At 72.4% G+C, this 20455-nt stretch carries 15 protein-coding genes; 9 read left to right on the plus strand and 6 right to left on the minus strand.

Translation table 11 applies throughout. From position 1 onward, the window contains the following. Nucleotides 1-150: 150 nt before the first annotated feature. The 6 genes from K1T34_RS50600 to rpmJ all read left to right on the plus strand — a co-directional run bounded on the left by K1T34_RS50600 (nt 151) and on the right by rpmJ (nt 8246). The gene (locus K1T34_RS50600) at nt 151-1506 is read left to right on the plus strand and encodes an SWIM zinc finger family protein (protein ID WP_255638170.1); all 1356 of its coding nucleotides are present in this window, start codon (nt 151-153) and stop codon (nt 1504-1506) included. Between the two features lie 676 nt (nt 1507-2182). Beyond that, nucleotides 2183-3625, plus strand: coding sequence for a DUF5691 domain-containing protein (locus K1T34_RS50605; RefSeq protein WP_220241877.1), 1443 nt, complete (start codon nt 2183-2185; stop codon nt 3623-3625). After that, nucleotides 3622-4707 carry an AAA family ATPase gene (locus K1T34_RS50610; protein ID WP_220241878.1) on the plus strand — a complete coding sequence of 362 codons (1086 nt, stop codon included), beginning with the start codon at nt 3622-3624 and terminating at the stop codon, nt 4705-4707. The genes K1T34_RS50605 and K1T34_RS50610 overlap by 4 nt, the downstream gene beginning before the upstream one ends. Beyond that, nucleotides 4704-6884, plus strand: coding sequence for a DUF5682 family protein (locus K1T34_RS50615; protein ID WP_220241879.1), 2181 nt, complete (start codon nt 4704-4706; stop codon nt 6882-6884). Before K1T34_RS50610 ends, K1T34_RS50615 begins: the two co-directional genes overlap by 4 nt. Further along, nucleotides 6881-8050: a VWA domain-containing protein gene (locus K1T34_RS50620; RefSeq protein ID WP_220241880.1), complete on the plus strand. Its 1170-nt coding sequence runs from the start codon at nt 6881-6883 to the stop codon at nt 8048-8050. Before K1T34_RS50615 ends, K1T34_RS50620 begins: the two co-directional genes overlap by 4 nt. Before the next feature lie 73 nt (nt 8051-8123). Then, nucleotides 8124-8246 carry a 50S ribosomal protein L36 gene (gene rpmJ / locus K1T34_RS50625; protein ID WP_220241881.1) on the plus strand — a complete coding sequence of 41 codons (123 nt, stop codon included), beginning with the start codon at nt 8124-8126 and terminating at the stop codon, nt 8244-8246. A gap of 79 nt (nt 8247-8325) precedes the next feature. On the opposite strand, the gene K1T34_RS50630 is transcribed toward rpmJ, so the two are convergent. The 6 genes from K1T34_RS50630 to K1T34_RS50655 form a co-directional block, all read right to left on the minus strand. Then, a complete protein-coding gene (locus tag K1T34_RS50630) occupies nt 8326-9801 on the minus strand; it encodes an NAD(P)/FAD-dependent oxidoreductase (protein ID WP_220247846.1) in 1476 nt (491 codons plus the stop codon). A gap of 145 nt (nt 9802-9946) precedes the next feature. After that, nucleotides 9947-12328 (minus strand): polysaccharide lyase 8 family protein, encoded by a 2382-nt coding sequence (locus K1T34_RS50635; RefSeq protein ID WP_220241882.1) that lies wholly within the window; start codon nt 12326-12328, stop codon nt 9947-9949. Nucleotides 12329-12534: 206 nt separating this feature from the next. Further along, nucleotides 12535-13989: an aldehyde dehydrogenase (NADP(+)) gene (locus K1T34_RS50640; protein ID WP_220241883.1), complete on the minus strand. Its 1455-nt coding sequence runs from the start codon at nt 13987-13989 to the stop codon at nt 12535-12537. 45 nt (nt 13990-14034) lie between these two features. Beyond that, entirely contained in the window at nt 14035-15183 is a 1149-nt protein-coding gene (locus K1T34_RS50645; protein ID WP_220241884.1) for a hypothetical protein, read from the minus strand. Between the two features lie 4 nt (nt 15184-15187). Continuing rightward, entirely contained in the window at nt 15188-16444 is a 1257-nt protein-coding gene (locus K1T34_RS50650) for a glucarate dehydratase family protein (RefSeq protein ID WP_220241885.1), read from the minus strand. Further along, nucleotides 16441-17382, minus strand: a complete 942-nt coding sequence (locus K1T34_RS50655) for a 5-dehydro-4-deoxyglucarate dehydratase (protein ID WP_220241886.1) — start codon at nt 17380-17382, stop codon at nt 16441-16443. Before K1T34_RS50655 ends, K1T34_RS50650 begins: the two co-directional genes overlap by 4 nt. A gap of 217 nt (nt 17383-17599) precedes the next feature. Between K1T34_RS50655 and K1T34_RS50660 the strand changes: the two genes are divergently transcribed. The 3 genes from K1T34_RS50660 to K1T34_RS50670 all read left to right on the plus strand — a co-directional run bounded on the left by K1T34_RS50660 (nt 17600) and on the right by K1T34_RS50670 (nt 20453). Next, nucleotides 17600-18409, plus strand: coding sequence for an IclR family transcriptional regulator (locus K1T34_RS50660; RefSeq protein ID WP_220241887.1), 810 nt, complete (start codon nt 17600-17602; stop codon nt 18407-18409). A gap of 43 nt (nt 18410-18452) precedes the next feature. After that, nucleotides 18453-19277 (plus strand): NAD(P)-dependent oxidoreductase, encoded by an 825-nt coding sequence (locus tag K1T34_RS50665; RefSeq protein ID WP_220241888.1) that lies wholly within the window; start codon nt 18453-18455, stop codon nt 19275-19277. A gap of 291 nt (nt 19278-19568) precedes the next feature. Further along, nucleotides 19569-20453, plus strand: coding sequence for a helix-turn-helix domain-containing protein (locus K1T34_RS50670; protein WP_220241889.1), 885 nt, complete (start codon nt 19569-19571; stop codon nt 20451-20453). The last annotated feature ends 2 nt before the right edge of the window (nt 20454-20455 follow it).

The following is a 20455-nucleotide window of genomic DNA, read 5'->3' on the forward strand; positions in this document are numbered from 1 at the left end:
CGTTTGGCACGCTGAAACGCCGGATCGCCGTTGTGCGGTCCGGCGTTTTTCATCGCGGCCCGGCAGGTGTCGGAAACTGTCGGTGGCGGATGAGATGCTTCTCCGGTCAGCCCCTCACGGGGGTCGGAAACACGGAGCGGCAAGGGAAACGTGGCCGAACAGGTGGCAGCGCGCTGGAGTCCCGAGCAAGTCGCCGGACTCGCGCCGGACCCGGCGTCGGCCAAGGCCGGGCGCGGGCTCGCGGTGCCGGCGAAGTGGTCGGGTGCGGGCGCTTCGGCGCGCGCTGTGTGGGGTTCGTGCAAGGGCAGTGGCGAGAAGCCGTACCGCACGGTGGTCGAGCTGGCGGGGCCGGCGTTCAAGTGCACGTGCCCGTCGCGGAAGTTCCCGTGCAAGCACGCGCTGGGGTTGCTGCTGCTGTGGTCGGCGGAGCAGGTGCCGTCTGCTGCCGAGGAACCCGATGTCGCCAGGTGGCTTGCCGAACGAGAGGCGCGGGCGTCGCGCGCGGAACGCAAACCGGACGCGCCGAAGGACCTGGAAGCCGCCGCCAAACGGGCGCAGGAGCGGCTCGCGCGGGTCACCGCGGGCGCGGCGGAGCTACGTGGCTGGCTGACCGACCGTGTTGGTGCCGGCTTCGCGAGTTTCGAACGCAGTGCGTTCGAGGGCGGCGGTTTCGAAGGCGGCGGTGGCTTCGGAGGCGGTGCTGAGCAGCTGCGCGCGGTGGCCGCGCGGATGATCGACGCCCAGGCACCGGGCCTGGCCGGCGGCCTGCGGCGCGCGGCCGGGCTGGTCGGGCGCGGCCGCGACTGGCCGGGTGACCTGCTGGCCGAGCTGTCGCTGCTGTACGTGCTGGCGGGCGCTGCGCTTCGCCTGGACGAGCTGCCTTCGGCGCTAGCCGAAACCGTGCGCACGCGCCTGGGGTTCTCGGCGGGCACCGCGCAGGTGCTGGAGTCGGGCGAACGCCTCGCCGACCAGTGGCTCGTGACCGGCGCGGTCGACGACGAACAGGACAACCTCCGCACCCGCCGCACCTGGCTGCGCGGCCGCCATTCGGGGCGCGTGGCGCTGGTCCTGTCCTTCGCCCCGCCCGGGCGCCCGTTGGACAGCTCGCTGCCCCCGGGCTACGTCGTCCCCGGCGAGCTCGCCTTCCACCCGGGCGCGCTGCCTTTGCGCGCGCTCGTCGCCGACCGCACCGAGGCCGTCCCGACCCCGGTCCCCCGCGGCGACACCGTCGCCGACGCCTTGGCGGCGTTCGCCGAAGCCCTCGCCGTGGACCCGTGGCTCGACCGCTGGCCCGTGCTCCTGTCCGACCTCACCCCCGCCCGCCACGACGGCGGCTGGGCCCTGTCCGATGTGGACGGTGCCGCCCTGCCCCTGCTGCCGGGCATCGACCCGTGGCCCCTGCTGGCCCTCGCCGCGGAACACCCGGTGACCCTCGCGGCCGAACTGACCCCGGCCGGCCTGCGCCCCCTGACGTGCTGGCACCCGAACGGCGTGGTGCGCCTGTGACTACGACACTGTGGGAGAGACCGAAAACCTTGGCACCGCAAGCACATCAGCCCGCGCCACGACGGCATCCTCGCCGCCCCGCTGTGCCGGCGGCGCGGCCTTCGCACCACGCGAACCCCGCCGCGCCAAGGCTTCGCCCGAAGGCCCCGACCGGCGGGCTGCTGCCGATGCGCCCGACCAGCCGGCCCAGGCCGGCAGCACACCTCGCAACCACGTGCCCGCCCGAGGCCGGGAGCCGTCCGGCAGGCACGGCCGGGCAGCAATTGCCGGCGCGCCCGACCAATCAGCCCAGGCCAGCAGCGCACCTCGCAGCCACGTACTCGACCGAGGCCGGGAGCCGTCCAGCAGGCGCCGCCGGGCAACAATTCCCGGCGCGCCCGACCAACCGGCCCAGGCCAGCAGCACACCCCACACAACGCAGGCCGGCAATGTTCCTCGCAAACACCTGCCCGACCGAGCCCAGGAACCGTCCGGCAAGCGCGGCCCGACAACGATTCCCGGCCCGCCCAGTCCGGCCAACCCGGCCGGCCACCGGCTCGGGAACGCACCTCCCGCAGCCGCACCCGCGCTCCGCAGCGGCGACCGGCGTTTCCTCAGCGCCCACCGTCGCAGCGGGGCGGGGTGCGGGTCGTCTGCCGTTGTGTGCCGGCGGAAAAACCGAGGCGGTGGTGGGCCGGTGAAGGCGTGGGAAGACCTCGTCGGCACGGCGCTGCTGGGCACGCGCCGCCGGAGTCTCGACGTGAGCGGGCTGCCGGCCGAGGTGCGGGAGGTCGCGGGCAAGGCCGAAGATCAGGCCGACGCCGTCCTCGCCGCCGCGGCGTTGCTCACCAACTACCGCCGTGCGGGCCGCCTTCCCGTGGCCGACGCGCGCCGCGAAGAGCCGGCCAAGCCCGACGGGCGGCGGTTCGTCTCGCCGCTCGCGCGGGAGCGGCTGGCGCGGTTGCTGCACGCGAACCGGCCCGAGCTGCTCGAGGAGTGGCTGCACACGGCGGCCGGGCGGGGGTTGCGGGTGGGGCCGGAGCTGCTGCCGGCGCTGGCGGACGCGGCGCGGGCGCGGGTGTCGTTGCGGGCGCCGCTCGCGGAGGTGGCGGGGCCCGTCGGGGCGTGGCTGGGCGAGCGCAACACCGACTGGGCGTTCCTGGTCGCCGAGGTCGAGGACGACAGCGACGACGCCTGGCAGTTCGGCACTCCCGCGCGACGCCAGGCGTGGTTCGAACGGGCGCTCACGCAGGATCCCGCGGCGGCGCGCGCGGCGCTCACGACAACGTGGCGCACCGAGCCGGCCGACCTGCGCTCGGTGTTCCTCACGGTGCTGGGCCGCCACCTCACCCAGGACGACGAGCCGTTTCTCGACGCGGCCCTCTCCGACCGCGCGGCGGCGGTGCGCGACACGGCCGTACGGCTGCTCGGCGGGCTGCCCGACACCGGGCTCGGCAAACGGATGGCGGCGCGGCTGCAGGAGTGCGTCACCGTGCGCAGCCGGTCGCTGCGGGCCGACGTCCTGCAGGTCACGCTGCCGAGGCCGGACGACTCGCTGGTACGCGACGGCGTCCGCGTGCCCCACGGGCCCGGGCAGGACACTGCGCGGCTGAGGGCGATCATCGCCGCCACTCCCCTGGCGTTCTGGGCGGAGTTCGGCACGCCGGGTGACCTCGTGGGCATGCTCGTGGAGGGCTGCCCGCTCGCCGTGGTGCGCGAAAGCTGGGCCACGGCCGCGATCCGGCAGCTTGACGAAGCATGGGCGCAGGCGCTCGTCGAAGCCGAACCCGGCGGCCGGGCCACGGCGGCGCTCGTCGGCGTACTCGCGCCGGAGAAGCAGGCCGCGACCATAGCGAAGCTGGCGCGCGGCCTGAAGGTCGAAGCGCTCACGCGGCTGATCCTCGACCTGCCGCAACCGTGGCCCGAGGAGCTGGGCCGGGTGCTGCTCGACTGGGTCGCCGCGCAGCAGGACCACCGGCTCGTGGCCCACGCCGCCGCCCTCATCGCCAAGGCCGTGCCGCCGGCTTGCCTGCGCCACCGCCTGTCCCTGATCCTCCAGCCCGGCGAAGCCGCCCCGTGGCAGCGCGCTGTGGCCGAAACCCTGACTTTCCGCCGCGAAATGCACGAGGAGCTCTCATGACGTCCGCAGTCCTCCGGCCCCACGCCGAGCAGGAGTACGCCGGTGAACTGGCCGCGCTGGCCGCGGCCGACGACCGCGCGAAGCCGCCGTCGTGGCTGCTCTCGCCGTGGGCCGTGGTCACATACCTGCTGGGCGGCACCCTGCCCGACGGCACCGAGATCAGCCCGAAGTACGTCGGCCCGCGCCGTCTGATCGAGGTCGCCGTCGCCACGCTCGCCACCGACCGCGCGTTGCTGCTGCTCGGCGTGCCGGGCACCGCCAAGACCTGGGTGTCGGAGCACCTCGCCGCCGCCGTCAGCGGCGACTCCACGCTGCTCGTGCAGGGCACGGCGGGCACAGCCGAAGAGCAGATCCGCTACGGCTGGAACTACGCGCGCCTGATCGCCGAGGGCCCGAGCGAGCACGCGCTCGTGGAGAGCCCCATCCTGCGCGCGATGCGCGACGGCAAGGTGGCCCGCCTCGAGGAGCTCACCCGCATCCCGGCCGACGTGCAGGACTCGCTGATCACCGTCCTGTCGGAGAAAACCCTGCCCGTGCCCGAACTCGGCACCGAAGTGCAGGCACGCCCCGGCTTCACGCTCGTCGCGACCGCGAACAACCGCGACAAGGGCGTGAACGAGCTCTCGAGCGCGTTGCGCCGCCGGTTCAACACGGTGGTGCTGCCGCTGCCCGACACCGCCGAAGCCGAGGTGGAGATCGTCAGCCGCCGGGTCGCGCAGCTGGGCGCCTCGCTCGCGCTGCCGGCCGAAGCCGCCGAGCTGACCGAGATCCGCCGTGTCGTGACGGTGTTCCGTGAGCTGCGCGCCGGCCGCACCGAAGACGGGCGCACCGCGGTCAAGACCCCGTCGGGCACGCTGTCGACGGCCGAGGCGATCAGCGTGCTCACCGGCGGGCTCGCGCTCGCCGCGCACTTCGGCGACGGCGTGCTGCGGGCGCAGGACGTCGCGGCCGGCATTCACGGCGCCGTGGTGAAGGACCCGGTCGCCGACCGCGCGATCTGGATCGAGTACCTCGAGACCGTGGTCCGCGAACGCGACGGCTGGGGCGACTTCTACCGCGCGGGGCAGGAGATCAGCGGATGACCACGCACCTGCTCGGGATCCGGCACCACGGGCCGGGTTCGGCTCGGGCGGTGGCCGCGAGGCTCGCCGAGCTGGAGCCCGACGTGGTGCTCATCGAGGGCCCGCCCGAAGCCGACCAACTCGTGGACCTGGCGGCCGACGAGGACATGCGGCCGCCCGTCGCGTTGCTCGCGTACGCGGCCGACGACGTGTCGCGCGCGGCGTTCTGGCCGTTCGCGGTGTTCAGCCCCGAATGGCAGGCGCTGCGCTACGCCGCGGAAGCCGGGGTGCCGGTGCGGTTCTGCGACCTGCCGGCCGCGCACCAGTTCGCGCTCGGCGACGAGGACCGCGTGCCACGCACCGACCCGCTCGCCGAGCTGGCGGCCGCAGGCGGGTACGACGACCCCGAGCGGTGGTGGGACGACGTCGTGGAGTCGCGCCGCGGCGGGGAGTCGCCGTTCGAGGTGATCGCGGAGGCGATGACCGCGCTGCGGGAGGACGAACGCCCTGCGGACCTCCACGAACAGCGCCGCGAGGCGTACATGCGCGGCGTGCTGCGCAAGACGCGCAAGGAAGGCTTCGAGCGCATCGCCGTGGTGTGCGGCGCGTGGCACGTGCCGGCGCTGGCCGATCCGCTGCCGCCGGCGAGCCACGACCAGACCGTCCTCAAAGGACTGCCGAAGCGCAAGGTCGTGTGCACGTGGGTGCCGTGGACCCACGGCCGGCTCGCCACGGCCAGCGGCTACGGCGCGGGCGTGCACTCGCCCGGCTGGTACCACCACCTGTTCACCACGGCCGACGACGTCACCGCCCGCTGGCTCACCGCCGTGGCCGGGGTGCTGCGCGAGGAGGACCTGCCGGTCTCGACGGCGCACGTGATCGAGGCGGTGCGGCTGGCCGAAACGCTGGCGGTGCTGCGCGGCCGGTCCTCGGCGGGGCTGGCGGAAGTCGACGCCGCCACGCGCTCGGTGCTGTGCTCGGGCGACGACGTGCAGGCGGACCTCGTCACGCGCAAGCTCGTGGTCGGCGAACGCCTCGGCGAAGTCCCCGAAAGCGTGCCGCAGGCTCCGCTGGCGGCCGACCTGATCGCGACCGCGCGCCGGCTGCGGCTCAAACGCGAGCCGACCGCGCGCGAGCTGGATCTCGACCTGCGCACGCCCGGCGGCCTCGACCGCTCGCGGCTGCTCCACCGGTTGAGGCTGCTCGACATCCCTTGGGGCAGCCCGGAAATCTCGGCGACGCGCAGCAAGGGCACCTTCCGCGAGACGTGGACGCTGTGCTGGGAGCCGGGCTTCGAGGTCGACCTGGTCGCGGCCGCCGTGCACGGCACCACCGTCGCCTCGGCGGCGTCCGCCCGCGTGCGCGAGGCCATGGGCGGCAAGCCGCCGCTCGCCGACATCACCACGGCCGTCGAGGGCTGCCTGCTCGGCGGTCTCGGCGACGCGCTGCCGGAGGTGCTCACCGCACTCGACGTCCGCGCGGCGGCCGACACCGACGTCGCCGACCTCATGACCTCGCTGCCTCCGCTGGCCCGGTCCACCCGCTACGGCGATGTGCGTGGAACCGACACCGCGCAGCTGCGGGAGGTCGCGGACCGCCTGCTCACCCGCGTGTGCGCCGGGCTGCCGCCGGCCGTCCATGGCATCGACGACGACGCGGCCCGGAAGTTCTGCGACCTGGTCGACAACGTCCACGAAGCCACCACTCTCCTGGGCGACGCGGCGCGCGAACGCTGGCTCACCGCGCTGCGCAAGCTCGCCGGCCGAGACTCCCTGCCGCCGCTGCTGGCCGGCCGCATCGTGCGGCTGCTGCACGACGCCGACCTGTTCGACAGCGCGGAGGTCGAGCTGCGCCTCGGCCGCGCGCTCACCCCGGGTGTCGAGCCGGCCGCGGGTGCGGCCTACGTCGAGGGCTTCTTCGCCGGCGGCGCGCTCCTGCTGGTCCACGACGAGCGCATGCTGCGGGTCGTCGACACCTGGCTGGGCACCATCCCGTCCGACGTGTTCACCGAGGTGCTTCCCTTGCTGCGCCGCACTTTCGGCGCCTTCGCGGGACCGGAGAAACGCGCCATCGGCCAACGCGCCGCCACCCTCTCCGGCGGCGCCCCCGCGGCTCGCCTCGCCGCCGACGAGCTGGACGAGATCCGCGCCCGCAGTGCCCTGCCCGTGCTCGCGACCCTTCTCGGAGCAGCGTCATGACCACCCCGGACCCCGATCGTCTGCGCCGCTGGCGCCTCGTGCTCGGCGGCGGCGAGGACGGCACCGGCCGCTCACTGTCCGAAGAGGACAGCGGCCTCGACGCCGTTCTCGCGGCCCTCTACGACCGGCGCGACGAGCCCGTCCGCTCGGGCGACCGCCGCGGCGCGACCCTCAACTCCTCGGCGCCGCGCGTCGCCCGCTGGCTCGGCGACATCCGGCGGTACTTCCCGGGTTCGGTCGTGCAGGTGATGCAGCGCGACGCCGTCGACCGGCTCGGCCTCACCCGCATGCTGATGGAGCCGGAGCTGCTGAGCGCGGTCGAGCCCGACGTGCACCTGGTCGGCACACTGCTGTCGCTCAACGGCGTGCTGCCCGAGGAGACGAAGGAGACGGCGCGCTCGGTCGTGCGCACCGTGGTGGCCCAACTCGAGGAGCGGCTGGCCGAACCCACGCGCGCGGCGATCCGGGGCGCGCTCGACCGCGCCGCCCGCACGCAGCGCCCGCGCGCCGCGGACATCGACTGGGCCCGCACCGTGCGCACGAACCTGAAGCACTACTCCCCCGAGCTGGAAACCATCGTGCCCGAGCGGCTGGTCGGCTTCGGCCGGCGCCAGCTCAGCGTGCAGCGCGAAGTGATCCTCGCAGTGGACCAGTCGGGGTCGATGGCGGAGTCGGTGGTGTACTCGGGCCTGTTCGGTGCCGTGCTGGCGTCGATGCGGGCGCTGAGCACGAAGTTCGTCGCCTTCGACACGGCCGTGGTGGACCTCACCGAGCACCTCGACGACCCCGTCGAGCTCCTCTTCGGCACCCAGCTCGGCGGCGGCACCGACATCAACCGCGCCATCACCTACTGCCAAGGCCTCGTCGAACGCCCCGAGCAGACGCTGCTGGTGCTCATCAGCGACCTCTACGAGGGCGGCGTGCGAGACGAGCTGCTGCGCCGCGTCGGCGAACTGGTCGGTTCGGGCGTGCAGGTCGTGACCCTGCTGGCACTGTCGGACTCCGGCGCGCCGTTCTACGACCACGAGAACGCCGCCGCGCTGGCCGAGCTCGGCGTGCCGGCCTTCGCGTGCACCCCGGACCTGTTCCCCGAGCTGATGGCCGCGGCGCTGCGCCGCGAGGACCTCGGCCGCTGGGTGAGCGCCGCCACCGCGACCGTGGATTGAGGCTCGGGATTAAACCGACCGGTCATCTGGTTGAAGAAGACAGAACGAGACTTCGAAGAGAGGACGGGTAACCATGAAGGTTCGCGCGTCGGTCAGGTCGCTGGCTCGCCAGCAGGGGGCCCAGGTCATCCGCAGGCACGGCAAGATCCTCGTGATCAACCGCGACAACCCGCGGAACAAGGCTCGCCAGGGCTGAGCTGCACTGCGTCGGGCGCCATCCACCTCAGGTGGGTGGCGCCCTTTTTTTGTGTGCTCAGTGTGCGCTCAGTGTGTGCTCAGGCCGGCGTCGGGATGCGTTCGTCCGCCCGGCGGAAGGCCATGACACCGTCGTCGAGCCGGTTGAGACGCATGTCGGCCAGATCCAGCAGGTAGTTCTGGCGCATCACCCACGGGCGGCGGTCGCCTTGTTTCGGCAGGGCCGAGGTGGCGCGTTTGATGTAGCCCGACATCAGGTCGACGACCGGGCGCAGGCCCGTGGTCGGGGCGCGGCCCGGGTCGGGGGCGCAGGCGACGTAGCCGTGGCGATCCATGTGCGAGATCAGCCGGCAGACGTACTGCGAGGCGAGGTCGGCGCGCAGGGTCCACGAGTTGTTGGTGTAGCCCACGCACCACGCCAGGTTGGGGATGCCGCCGAACATCATGCCCTTGTAGACGAGCTGCTCGCCCGGGTTGATGGCCCGGCCGTCGACGGTCAACGCGACCTGGCCGAACGCGACCATGCGCAGGCCGGTCGCGGTGACGATGACGTCGGCGGGCAGCTCACGCCCCGACTCCAGCTGGATGCCGCCCGGGGTGAAGCGGGTGATGTGGTCGGTGACCACGTCGGCCTTGCCGCTGCGCAGTGCGCGGAACAGGTCGGCGTCGGGCACCAGGCACAGGCGCTGGTCCCACGGGTTGTAGGCGGGCACGAAGTGCGGGTCGACGGGAATCGACGGCGGCAGCTGCTTCGCCACGCCGTCGCGCAGCACCGCGGCCGCACGCTCGGGCAGGCGGCGCATGAGCTGGAAGAACAGCGTGCCCATCACCACGTTCTTGCCGCGCACCAGCCGGTGCGCCAGGTTCTCCGGCAGCACGGCCCGCAGGCGGTCGGCGAGCGCGTCGGCCCCGGGGCGCGCGACGACGTAGCTCGGCGAGCGCTGCAGCATGGTCACCGAAGCCGCTTCGGGCGCCATCGCCGGCACCAGCGTCACGGCGGTGGCGCCGCTGCCGATCACCACGACGTTCTTGCCCGCGTAGTCCAGGTCCGCGGGCCAGTGCTGCGGGTGCACGATCTCGCCGGCGAAGTCCTCTCGGCCCGGGAAGTCGACGACGTGGCCGCTGTCGTAGCTGTAGTAGCCGCTGCACAGGTAGAGGAACGAGCAGGTAAACGTGGCCGGCTCGCCGTCGTGCTCGGCCTCGACCGTCCAGCGCGCTTCGGCCGAGGACCACGAAGCGGACACCACGCGGTGCCCGAAGCGGATGTGGCGCTCGACGCCGTGGGCCTCGGCCGTGGCGCGGATGTAGCTGAGGATCGAGGGACCGTCGGCGATGGCCTTCGGGTCCTTCCACGGCCGGAACGGGTAACCGAGCGTGAACATGTCCGAGTCGGACCGGATGCCCGGGTAGCGGAAGAGGTCCCAGGTCCCGCCGATCGAGTCGCGAGCTTCCAGGATGGCGTACGTCTTGCCGGGAGTCCGAAGCTGGAGGCGGCACGCCGCCCCGATCCCGGACAACCCCGCACCCACCACGAGGACGTCGACGTGCGTGGCGATCGTGATCACTCTCCCCGGCTCGAGCGTGTTCCCGAGATCGTACCGTCGGAATGGCCTTTCGGCGGGGCCCGGGCCGAACGAGGTTCGGACGTGGGGCCCTGCCGGGCCGGGCGGGGAATCACCGGCCCGGCAGGGAAACCGAGGGTCAGCGCGGCAGGTTCACGACCTGCGTCGCGCCGAAGGTGCCCTTCAGCGGGACCTCCACGGTCTGGCGCCGCACCGTCACCCGCACGCTGTCCTGCGACTGCGTCGGATCCGAGACGGCGAGCTGCCAGCCCGAGCCGCTGCGCCCCAGAGCCACGGAAGCCGGACCTGAGACAGTTACCTCATCTACAGTATCCGCCTTGTAGAAGTTTGCGAGGAGTGTGTTGTCCCACAGCCGGATCGCCTGAACGGCGGCTGTGTTCGCCCGCACTCGCCACGCGAGCACCGAAGCGACGGTGCTCACCACCGAGGCCGCGGGCAACACCGCGTACGCGTATTTCGCGTCCGAAGGCTTCACTCCGTGCTCGATCACGAGCTTCTGGTAACGCCGCGTGTACGGATCGGTCGTGCCCTTGGTGTTGGCGCCTGTGTCGATGTCGCGCCACGCGCCGGTGCGGTCCTCGCGCAGCGCGGTCACGTCGGCCTTGTCGAGCAGCACGTAGCCGGCGACGTCGTCGAGGTGCAGCCAGTGCGGGTTGCGCAGCGACGTCGTGCGGCCTAGCGCGGACGAGACGAGCCGCCCGTCGGCCAGCAGCGTGCCCCGGCCGTTCTCCCCCAGGTTGCGGTTCTCGATCGTGGTCCGCACCTGCTGCCCCGACGTGTCGGTGATCCCCGCGCCGAGGCAGACGACGCCCGCCGGCGTGAAGAACCACGACTTCTTCGCGGTCAGCGTGCCGTCCAGCGACACGAAGTCAAAAGCGTACGCACCGTGGCGCGCGTCCCACCGGACGCCGCCGACGTGGGCCTTGGTCGACATCGGCGTGGACTGCAGCGCACCCGTCGGGCCGGCTTTCGTGGTGGCACCGGGCAGCAGCAGCGGGTCGACGGTCGGCCAGTACGCGTCGGAGTAGTGCCCCTTGGCCTTCGGCAGGAACAGGTACAGCACGCCGTCGCCGACGTACCAGCCGTGCTGGTTCATGCCGTTGATCGACTCGTAGCGCGAGATCCGCGTGGACCCCACGGCGAGCGAGCTCGACCAGCCCTCGGTCACGTGCAGCATCCGGTCCTGCTGGCCGAAGATCCGGTGCGTGGCCGTGATCGGCGTCGGCCGCACGTGGGTCGCGAGCATCTCCTGCGCGAACTCGATGCCCGGCGTCGCCACGAGGTCCGGGCCCGGCGCGAACCGCTCCGGGTCGGGGATCTCCAGGAACGGCGCGTACGTGCCTTCGGAGATCCACTTCGCCGCGAGACCCGACAGCTCGGCCTTGGCCGCGCCGGTGGCCGCGCGCGCCAGCACGAGCGTGGCGACAGTGAGCTGGTGGCCGATGTCGTGGCCGGTCTCGCCTTGGCGCGAGAGCATTCGCCCGCGCACCGGCTCCATCAGCGCGCCCGCGTAGACGAACGGGGCGAACGTGTCGGGCACCAGCGCGTAGATCTTCTGCTTGAGGTCCTCGGGCAGCGCGTACTCGGTGCCTTCGGTCACGTGGATCGCGCCGGAGAGCGCGGTCAGCAGCACGATGCCGTAGTGCCCGGGGTACGGGATGGTGTCGTGCTGGATGAACGAGCCGTCCACGTGGAAGCCGTCGCTGCCCGCCTTGTCCAGCTTGGCCACGAGGCTCGCCGCGCCGCCGCCGGCGACGTCGGTGAGCGCGTCGATGCCCGTCTTGATCCACGCGGTGTCGCCGATGAGCGCGCCGGAGACGATCGAGATCAGGGCCTTGTCGGCCCGGTTGGCGCCGGTCTCGACGGTGCTCGGGCTGTTCGCCCGCACGTTGGGGTTGCCCACGAACCGCTTGATCGGGCTGACGTAGCGCGCGAGCTCGTCGGCCGTCAGCTCGTCGGCGACCGTGACGAGCGTGTGCAGCACGTAGTACGGCACGCCGATCTCGTAGGTGTACCAGTTGCCGATCTCGCCGACCTGCGGGTTGTACTGGCTCGCGTAGATCAGCTCGAGCGCCTTCTTGATGCGGTCGAGCACCTGCGGGTCGCCCGAGAGCGTGCCGCCCGGCGTGCCCCAGTCGACCGCGATGGCCCGCAGCCGCGCGTACATCGACGTGGTGTAGTCGCTGCCCGGCCCCAGCGGCAGGTCGGTCCACAGTGGACCACCGGTGACGGTCATCGTGTCGTTGTAGGCCTTCGCGACGCGGCCGAGGTTCTTCAGCGCGGCCGTGCGCTCGGCCGACGGCCGGTTGATCCCGGTCTGCATCTCGCGGTAGCCGGCCACGATCGCGTTGAGGGGATCGGCGGCCGCGCCGTTGGCGGCGGACACCGTCGCGGCGGGCGCGGAACCCGCCGCGAATGCCGGGTGCGCGGCGGCGGTCAGGGCCACCGAGGCGGCCGCGACGGCGCCGCCGCGCAGGGCAGTTCTCCGGTTTACGGGCATGACAATGCCTCCCAGGATCAAGACGTCCTTGGCTTGCGGGATTTTCGGGGACCGCTGTGCCGATCGTTGCCGATCCGACCACAGTCACGGCCGAATGGCTTCGTAGCAACGGTTACGTGCCGTGTGGGGGTCGGCCTACTTTTGGCCGGATCGGCAAAAGGAGAATTCAGTTGTGGTTGTTCAGCGCGGAAAATTCAGGCGGAAAGTCAGCGCGCTCCGTCCGTGCGCCTCGGCAGCTGCCACGGGTTCTGCTCCTGCAGCGGCTCGGGCAGCAGCGCGTCGGGGAAGCCCTGCCACGCGACCGGGCGCAGGAACCGCTCGATGGCAGCGGTGCCGACCGACGTGGTGGTGGGCGCGGTGGTGGCCGGGTACGGGCCGCCGTGCTGCTGCGCCCAGCTCACCGTGACGCCGGTGGGCCAGTCGTTCCACAGCAGCCGCCCGGCGAGGCGGGTCAGCGAAGGCAGCAGCGGGCGGACGTAGTCGGCCTCGTCGGCCTCGCCCTGCACCGTCGCGGTCAGGCCCGGCTCCAGCGTGTCGAGCACGCCGATGAGCTCGTCGGCGTCGCTGTAGGTGACGATCAGCGACGCGGGACCGAAATGCTCCTCCCGCACCGCTTCCCCGCCGGCCAGGAACTCCTTGGCCGTGGTCGAGAGCAGGCTCGGGGTGAACGACTCGCCCTGGTGCGTGCCGTCGACGACCGTGGTCACACCCGGGGCCTGGCGCAGCTCGGAGAGCTTGTGCGCGAAGCCCTGCGCGATGCGCTCGTTGAGCATCGGCTGGCCCGCGACGGCGCCGACGGCCTCGCGCAGCACGTCGTCGAGACCGTGGCCCTCGGGCAGGAACAGCAGGCCCGGCTTCGTGCAGAACTGGCCGGCACCGAGGCTGAACGACCCCGCGTACGCCCTGGCCACGGCCTCGCCGCGCTGGGCGACCGCACCCGGCGTGACGACGACCGGGTTCACGCTGCCGAGCTCGCCGTAGAACGGGATCGGCGTGGGCCGCGAGACGGCGATGTCGAACAGCGCGCGCCCGCCCGGCACGGAGCCGGTGAACGACGCGGCCTGGACGCGCGGGTCCTTGAGCGCGGTCACGCCCTGCTCGAACCCGTGGATCACGGCGAACGCGCCCGCAGGCGCACCGGCGGCGGCGAGCGCGCCGACGACGATCTCGCCCGTGCGCGTGGACAGCTCCTCGTGGCCCGGGTGCGCCTTGAGGATCACCGGGCACCCCGCGGCCAGCGCGGAGGCGGTGTCGCCACCCGCGACGCTGAACGCGAACGGGAAGTTGCTGGCCGCGAACACCAGCGTCGGGCCGATCGGCACGAGCACCCGGCGGATGTCGGGGCGCGGGCCCATGGGCCACTCGGCGTCGGCGTGGTCGACGGTGGCCCCGAGGAACGCGCCGTCGCGCAGGACCTGGCCGAACAGGCGCAGCTGGAACGTGGTGCGGGCGAGCTCGCCCTTCAGACGCGGCGCGGCGGGCAGGTGGGTCTCGGTGTGGGCGAGGGCGATCAGCTCCTCGGCTTCGGCGTCAAGAGCGTCGGCGGCGGCTTCGAGCCAGCCGGCGCGCTCGGCGGGCGTGCTCGCCGCGAACGGGCGGGCGGCCGCGGCCGCGGCGGCGAGGGTGCGCTCGAGCTCCGGTTCGGAGGTTTCTCGGCTCATGGTGGAACGTGTCTCCTCGGTGAATCGCTCAGGTTCAAGCACGGTTCAGGGCAGGCTGCGTGCGGCCGCCGTGGCCGCGTGCAGGTCCGGCCATCGGCCGGGACCCGCCAAGCCCAGATGGTAGAGGTGCAGCTCGGCCGCGCCGGCCTTGCCGAGCTCGGTGACGTACGCCTTGATGTCGGGCACGGGGCTCGCGGCGACGGCGGTGATGTAGCTGCCCACCGCCACGTCCTCCGGCAGCGCCCGCCGGGCCGCGGCCACGGCGTCGACGCTGCCCTGGCCCGGCGCCCAGTTCTGCAGCACGACCGCGGAGGCGTCCTCGGCCGCGGTCGGCGTAAGGCCCGGCAGCGCACCGGTGACCCACGGGTCGAGCGCGCCGTGCAGCACGATCCGCATGCCCGGTTCCAGCTCGGCGAGCACCGCGGCCCGCAACGCGTCGGTGGCGCGGTGGCGCCCGGCGAGCACGGTGTCCTTGAGCGCGACGGGCAGCCGGTCCTCGGTGACGGTGAGGTCGGCCGTGTCGAGCAGCCGGCGGACCTCCGTGCGCAGCGTCTCGCGCACCTCGGCGGCGGCGAGGCCGGTCCAGCCTTCGGCGCAGGCATCGCAGCAGCAGATCGACAGCAGGCGCGCCACGGCGGGCGCCCACACTCCGTCGGTCTTCTCGTGCTGGTGCTGGTGCACCGCGCCGAGCGGGCCGCACGCCTCGAGGATCACCGACGAGACCTCCAGCCCCGCCACGGCCTCGGCGGTCAGCGTGGCCGCGTACTCGCGCACGGCAGGCTGGGCCGGGCACAGTGCCCACGGGTAGGACTCGCCGAAGCAGTTGCGCACGGTGTACTGCGGGAAAGCCGTGCCCAGCCGGGAATTGTGCGTGAGCACGATCCAGGCGGCGGCCGGAATCCCCGCGGCGTTGAGCAGGCGCACGGCATCGCCACCGCTGTCGGGCTGCGCGACCCAGTCCGGAGTGGACGGACGCAGTTCCCGGCCCTGCCACGCTTCTTCACGCACGGGCCGGTAGCTCGCCGCCGTGCGAGCGATCACCGAGGTGCGCTCGGCGGAGTACGGCGTGGCGGCCCGGGCGCTGTGGTAGGTCAGCGCCACGGCGACCTCGTCCACCTCCAGGTCCTGCACGCGCTCCACGAAACCGGGGTCGCCGAGGACGTCCCAGGAGTAGGCGTATCCGGTCACCTTCACGGGGTCACCACCGGGCCGTGTTGGGTTCGAAGTCCGGCACGTAGGAGCGCATGTAGGTCACGTCGTCCCGTTTCGTCAGTCCACAACGGACGTAGTCCTCGTGCGCGCGGGCCAGCGCGTCCTGGTCCAGCTCGATGCCCAGCCCCGGCTTGTCCGGCACCGCCACCGCGCCCTCGACGAACTCCAGCACCCCGGGCACGATCACATCGGCCGTCTTCCACGGCCAGTGCGTGTCGCACGCATACGTCAGGTGCGGCGTCGCGGCGGCGACGTGGACCATCGCGGCCAGGCTGATGCCGAGGTGGCTGTTGGAGTGCATCGACAGCCCGACCCCGAAACTCTCGCACAGCACCGACAACGCCTGGGTGTCGCGCATCCCGCCCCAGAAGTGGTGATCGGACAACAGCACCCCGATCGCCCGGGCCCGGAACGCGGGCTCGATGTCGCCGAAGTTGACCACGCACATGTTGGTCGCCAACGGCATGCTCGCCTCGGCCGCGACCCGCGCCATGCCCTCGATGCCCGGCGTCGGGTCTTCGAGGTACTCCAGGACACCGTCGAGCTCGGCCGCGACCCGGATGCTCGTCTCGACGGTCCACGCGGCGTTCGGGTCGATCCGCAACGGGTGACCCGGGAACGCCTCCGCCAACGCCCGGATGCCCTCGACCTCTTCCTCAGGCTTGAACACGCCGCCCTTCAGCTTGATCGACCGGAACCCGTACTGCTCGATCATCCGCCGGGCCTCGCCCACGAGCGCCTCCGGCGTGATCACCTCGCCCCAGGAATCCACCTCGGCTCCGACGTGAGCGCCGAACTTGTAGAACAGGTACGCCGAGAAATCCACCGCATCACGGGCCTTGCCGCCCAGCAGATCGACGACCGGACGACCGAGCACCTGGCCCTGCGCGTCCAGGCACGCGACCTCGAACAGCGAATACACGCTGGCGATCGTCTTGCGGATGGAGAACCCGCCGATCAACCCGTGCTCGTCGGTCAGCACCGTCCCGGCCAGCACCCGCGTCACGATCCGCTTCAACCCCGGCAGATCGAACACATCGTGCCCGGCGAGCTCCGGCACGACCTTGCGCACCTCACCCAGAAACGCCGCGTCACCGTAGGACTCACCGAGCCCGACCACACCGTCGTCGCACACCACCTGCACCACGCTGCGCAACGCGAAAGTCTCGTGCACCCCCATCACGTTCAACAACGGAGGATCCGCGAACGCGACGGGCGTGAGCACCACATCCCGGATGTTCATCGGCCCTCGATCCCCTTGAGCACCTCGAACCCGCGTTCCACGATTCCGCCGAGCCGGTCGACCTGCTCGGTCGTCGGCTCCACCAGCGGCGGCCGGACGGGGCCGACCTTGTCACCGCGCAGCCGGGCGGCGGCCTTGACCAGCGACACCGCGAACCCCGGCGTCTCATCTCGCAACGCCACCAGCGGCAAGTAGAACCCGGCCAGCAACGTGTCCATCACGTCCGTGTCGCCCTCGGCTAGCGCGCGGTGGAACCGGTGCGCGATCTCCGGCGCGAAACAGTGCACCGCCGAGGAATACCGCGCCACGCCGATCGCCGCGTACGCCTTCGCCGACACCTCCGCCGTCGGCAACCCGTTGAAGAACAAGAAGTCCTCGGATCGCTGCGTGCCCAGCGAACGGATCGTGGTGACGATGCGCGTCATCACTTCCGCGTCGCCGTACCCGTCCTTGAGCCCGACGATCGACGGGATGTCGAGCAGCCGTGCGGCCGACGGAGCCGTGAACACCCCGGTGCCGCGGTGGTACACGATCACCGGCACCGACGTGTCGCCCACGGCGAACCGCACGAAATCGACCAGCCCCGCCTGCGGCCCGGAAACCAGGTACGGCGGCAGCAACAGCACACCGTCGGCGCCACCGGCCTGAGCCGCGGCCACACCCGCGCGCGCGGCGGCCGCACCGCCACCGGCCCCGATCCACACGGGCACGCGCCCGGCCACGACTTCGCGCGCCCGCGCCAGCAGCGCCGCGACCTCGTCGGGCGAGAGCGAGGAGAACTCGCCCGTGCCGCACGCGACGAACAACGCGCCCGCGCCGGCGGCCACGTGGCCCTCCACGTTCTCCGCGAACCCGTCGAGGTTCACCTCGAGGTCCTCGGTGAACGGCGTCAGCGGGAACGCCAGCAGGCCGTCCAGCTCGATCTTGGGCTGTGCCATCAGTTTCTGCTCTTTCCGTCCTCGTCGGGGCGTCCGGGTGGCGTGCCCGGCCACGGGTTCGACGATCCCACCGCCGCCGTCTCCTCGCTTGAGACCGCCCCGGTGTTCACACTCTTGAATGGAGTCTGTTATGCTGATTATGTTCATCCATAAGAATGCTGTTCGGGACGCTAATATGGCCGGAGTCACAAGTCAACGGCCCGGTTGGAGGACGCACATGGCGCAGAAGCCGGCCACCGCGGAGCGGATCGCGACGCCCGGTGCGGAGAGCGCGGGCGTGAAGTCCGCGCGGCGCGCCATCGACCTCATCGAGACGTTCGCGGCCAACGACGTGTGGTTGTCGCTGTCCGACCTGCACGCGCGCACCGGCTTCCCGCGTTCCAGCCTCCACGGCCTGCTGCGCACGCTGCTGGAAGCCGGCTGGCTCGAAGCCGACGCGAACACCGCGCGCTACCGCCTCGGCGTGCGCGCGCTGATCTGCGGCACCGCCTACCTCGATCGCGACGCGATCGTCCCGTTCGCCACCGAGGCGCTGGAGCGCATCCGCGAGAAGACCGGGTTCACCGCGCACTTCGCGCGCCGCAACGGCACCGAGGTCGTGTACCTCGAGACCCGCGAGTCGCAGCACTCGACGCACCTCGTCTCGCGCGTCGGCCGCACGCTGCCCACCCACGCCACGGCGCTGGGCAAGGCGCTGCTCGCCGAGCTGACGCACGACGAGATCGAAGAGCTGATGCCGGCGAAGCTCCCGCCGCTCACGCCGCACACGATCACCACTCGCGAGCAGCTGCACGCCGACCTCGCGCGCACCCGCGAGGTCGGCTACGCCGCCGAGATCGAGGAAGGCACGCTCGGGGTCCGGTGCGTCGCCGCCGTGATCCCGTACCGCATCCCGGGCACCGACGCGATGAGCTGCTCGATGCCGGTCGGCCAGGTCACCGACGCCGACGTCCAGCGCGTCGGCGAGCTCCTGGCCGAGACGACCGCCGAGCTCGGGCAGCAGCTGCGCCGGGCCGGCATCCGCTGACCGCCGCCATTCCCCTGTTGCGAAGCGTTTCGAGAGGAACCCCATGGCAGACCAGCGCGTGCTGATCACCGGATCGGCAGGCATCGTCGGCACCCTGATGCGCCCGCGGCTGCGCAAGCCCGGCCGGGTGCTGCGGCTGCTCGACCTGGCCGAGCAGGCTCCGGCCGAGGCGGGCGAAGCCGTCGAGATCGTGACCGGCTCGGTCACCGACCGCGAGGCGATGGCGGCGGCCTGCTCCGGTGCCGACGCCCTGATCCACCTCGGCGGCCACAGCCGCGAGAACACGTGGGAAGCCACGCTCGACGTCAACATCAACGGCACCCACACGGTGCTCGAGGCCGCCCGCGAAGCCGGGGTCAAGCGGGTGGTCCTCGCGTCGAGCAACCATGCGGTGGGCTTCCGCCGCAACGCCGACGCCGGTGCCGCCGGCGTGCCCGCCGACTCGAGCCCGCGGCCGGACACCTACTACGGCGTGAGCAAGGCGGCCATCGAGTCGCTGGGCAGCCTGTACGCGTCGCGGTTCGACATGGACGTGATCGTGATCCGCATCGGCTCGTGCTTCGAGACGCCGCTGCCGCTCGGCCCGCGCGGGCTGACCACGTGGCTCTCCCCCGACGACGGCGCGCGCCTGTTCGAGGCCTGCCTGAGCGCGCCTTCGCCCGGCTACCGGCTGGTCTGGGGCGTCTCGGACAACACCCGGCGCGTCTACTCGCTCGCCGAGGCCGAGGCGCTGGGCTACAAGTCCCTCGACAACGCCGAGGTCTACGCCGGGCAGCTCGCCGACAAGCCCGCCCCGACGGGCGCGGCCGCGGAGTTCGTCGGCGGGCCGTTCTGCACCGCTCCGCTCGGGCAGTTCAACCCGCTCTGAGCCGCCCCCGCTTGCCGTGAGGGCCCGCCGACCTGGACCGATTCGAGGGGTCGGGGCAACTTGTCCACTGGCTTCGGTCAGAAGCCAGGCCAAGCGCTCGGCTGGGGTGTCCCAGCCGAGCGTTTTGCGAGGACGGCCGCCTGGCGACGAACGCTCATCGCATCCCCTGAACCGGGGTGTCGCGACCACTCGGGGAACCCGAGCTGCCCGGCGGGCCTTCGCGCATCCGGTGCAGCCGCGCAGGCGCCTACACTCGTGGTGTTCGGAGACGGCGTGACGAGGAGGACGCGGGTGGGTGAGCTTTCGGCCGCCGACACCAACGGCATCCTCGCGCTGCCCTGGATCCGGCCCGAACGCACCAGCGCCGGTCTCGGCTGGGAGCACCTCTACCTGTCGAAGCAGCACGAACGGCCCCACCGCGGCCTGTTCGCCGCGGCCCCGACCCACCAGCTCATCCTGCACCTAGCCGGGCCCGTGACGGTCCGCCGCCGGGTCGGCACGCCGGGAGAGCAGAGCCGGCGTGTGCCGGCCGGCGGCCTGTTCCTGCAGCCTTCGCACGCGGACCTGTCCGTGGAGCTGGGCGGGGAGCTCGACACGCTGCACGTGTACGTCGCCGACTCGGCCGTGCAGGAGGCCGCGGGTACCGACACGCCGATCCGGCTCTCGGAGGAGCTCGGCACCGTCGACCCGCTGCTGGAGCAGCTCCTGCTCTCCCTCGACGGCGTGGTCCGCGACTGGGAGCCGAGCGCTCGCACGTACGCCGACCAGCTGTGCGCCCTCGTGGCCACCCACCTCGCCCGCCGCCACCGTGCCGGGGGCACCACCGCCGAGCCGGTCCCGGCGGCGCCCGCCGCGCTGTCGGACCGGCAGTTCGACCGCGTGCGCGACCTGATGTGCGAGCGGCTCGCGGAACCGCTGGGCCTGCCCGAGCTGGCGGCCGTGACCGGGCTGAGCGTGAGCCGGTTCGCCCGCCGCTTCAAGGCCCGCACCGGCCTGCCGCCGCACCAGTACCTGCTGAAGCTGCGCGTCGAGCAGGCCCGGCTGTTGCTGCGCACCTCCAGCGACCCGATCGCCGACATCGCGGCCGGCTGCGGCTTCTCGCACCAGGAGCACCTCACGCGGGTGCTGCGCACGCAGCTCGGCACCACTCCGGCGGCCCTGCGGCGCGAGGGATAAGC

Origin of the sequence: Amycolatopsis sp. DSM 110486, from assembly GCF_019468465.1 — a bacterium.
Taxonomy (GTDB): Bacteria; Actinomycetota; Actinomycetes; order Mycobacteriales; family Pseudonocardiaceae; genus Amycolatopsis.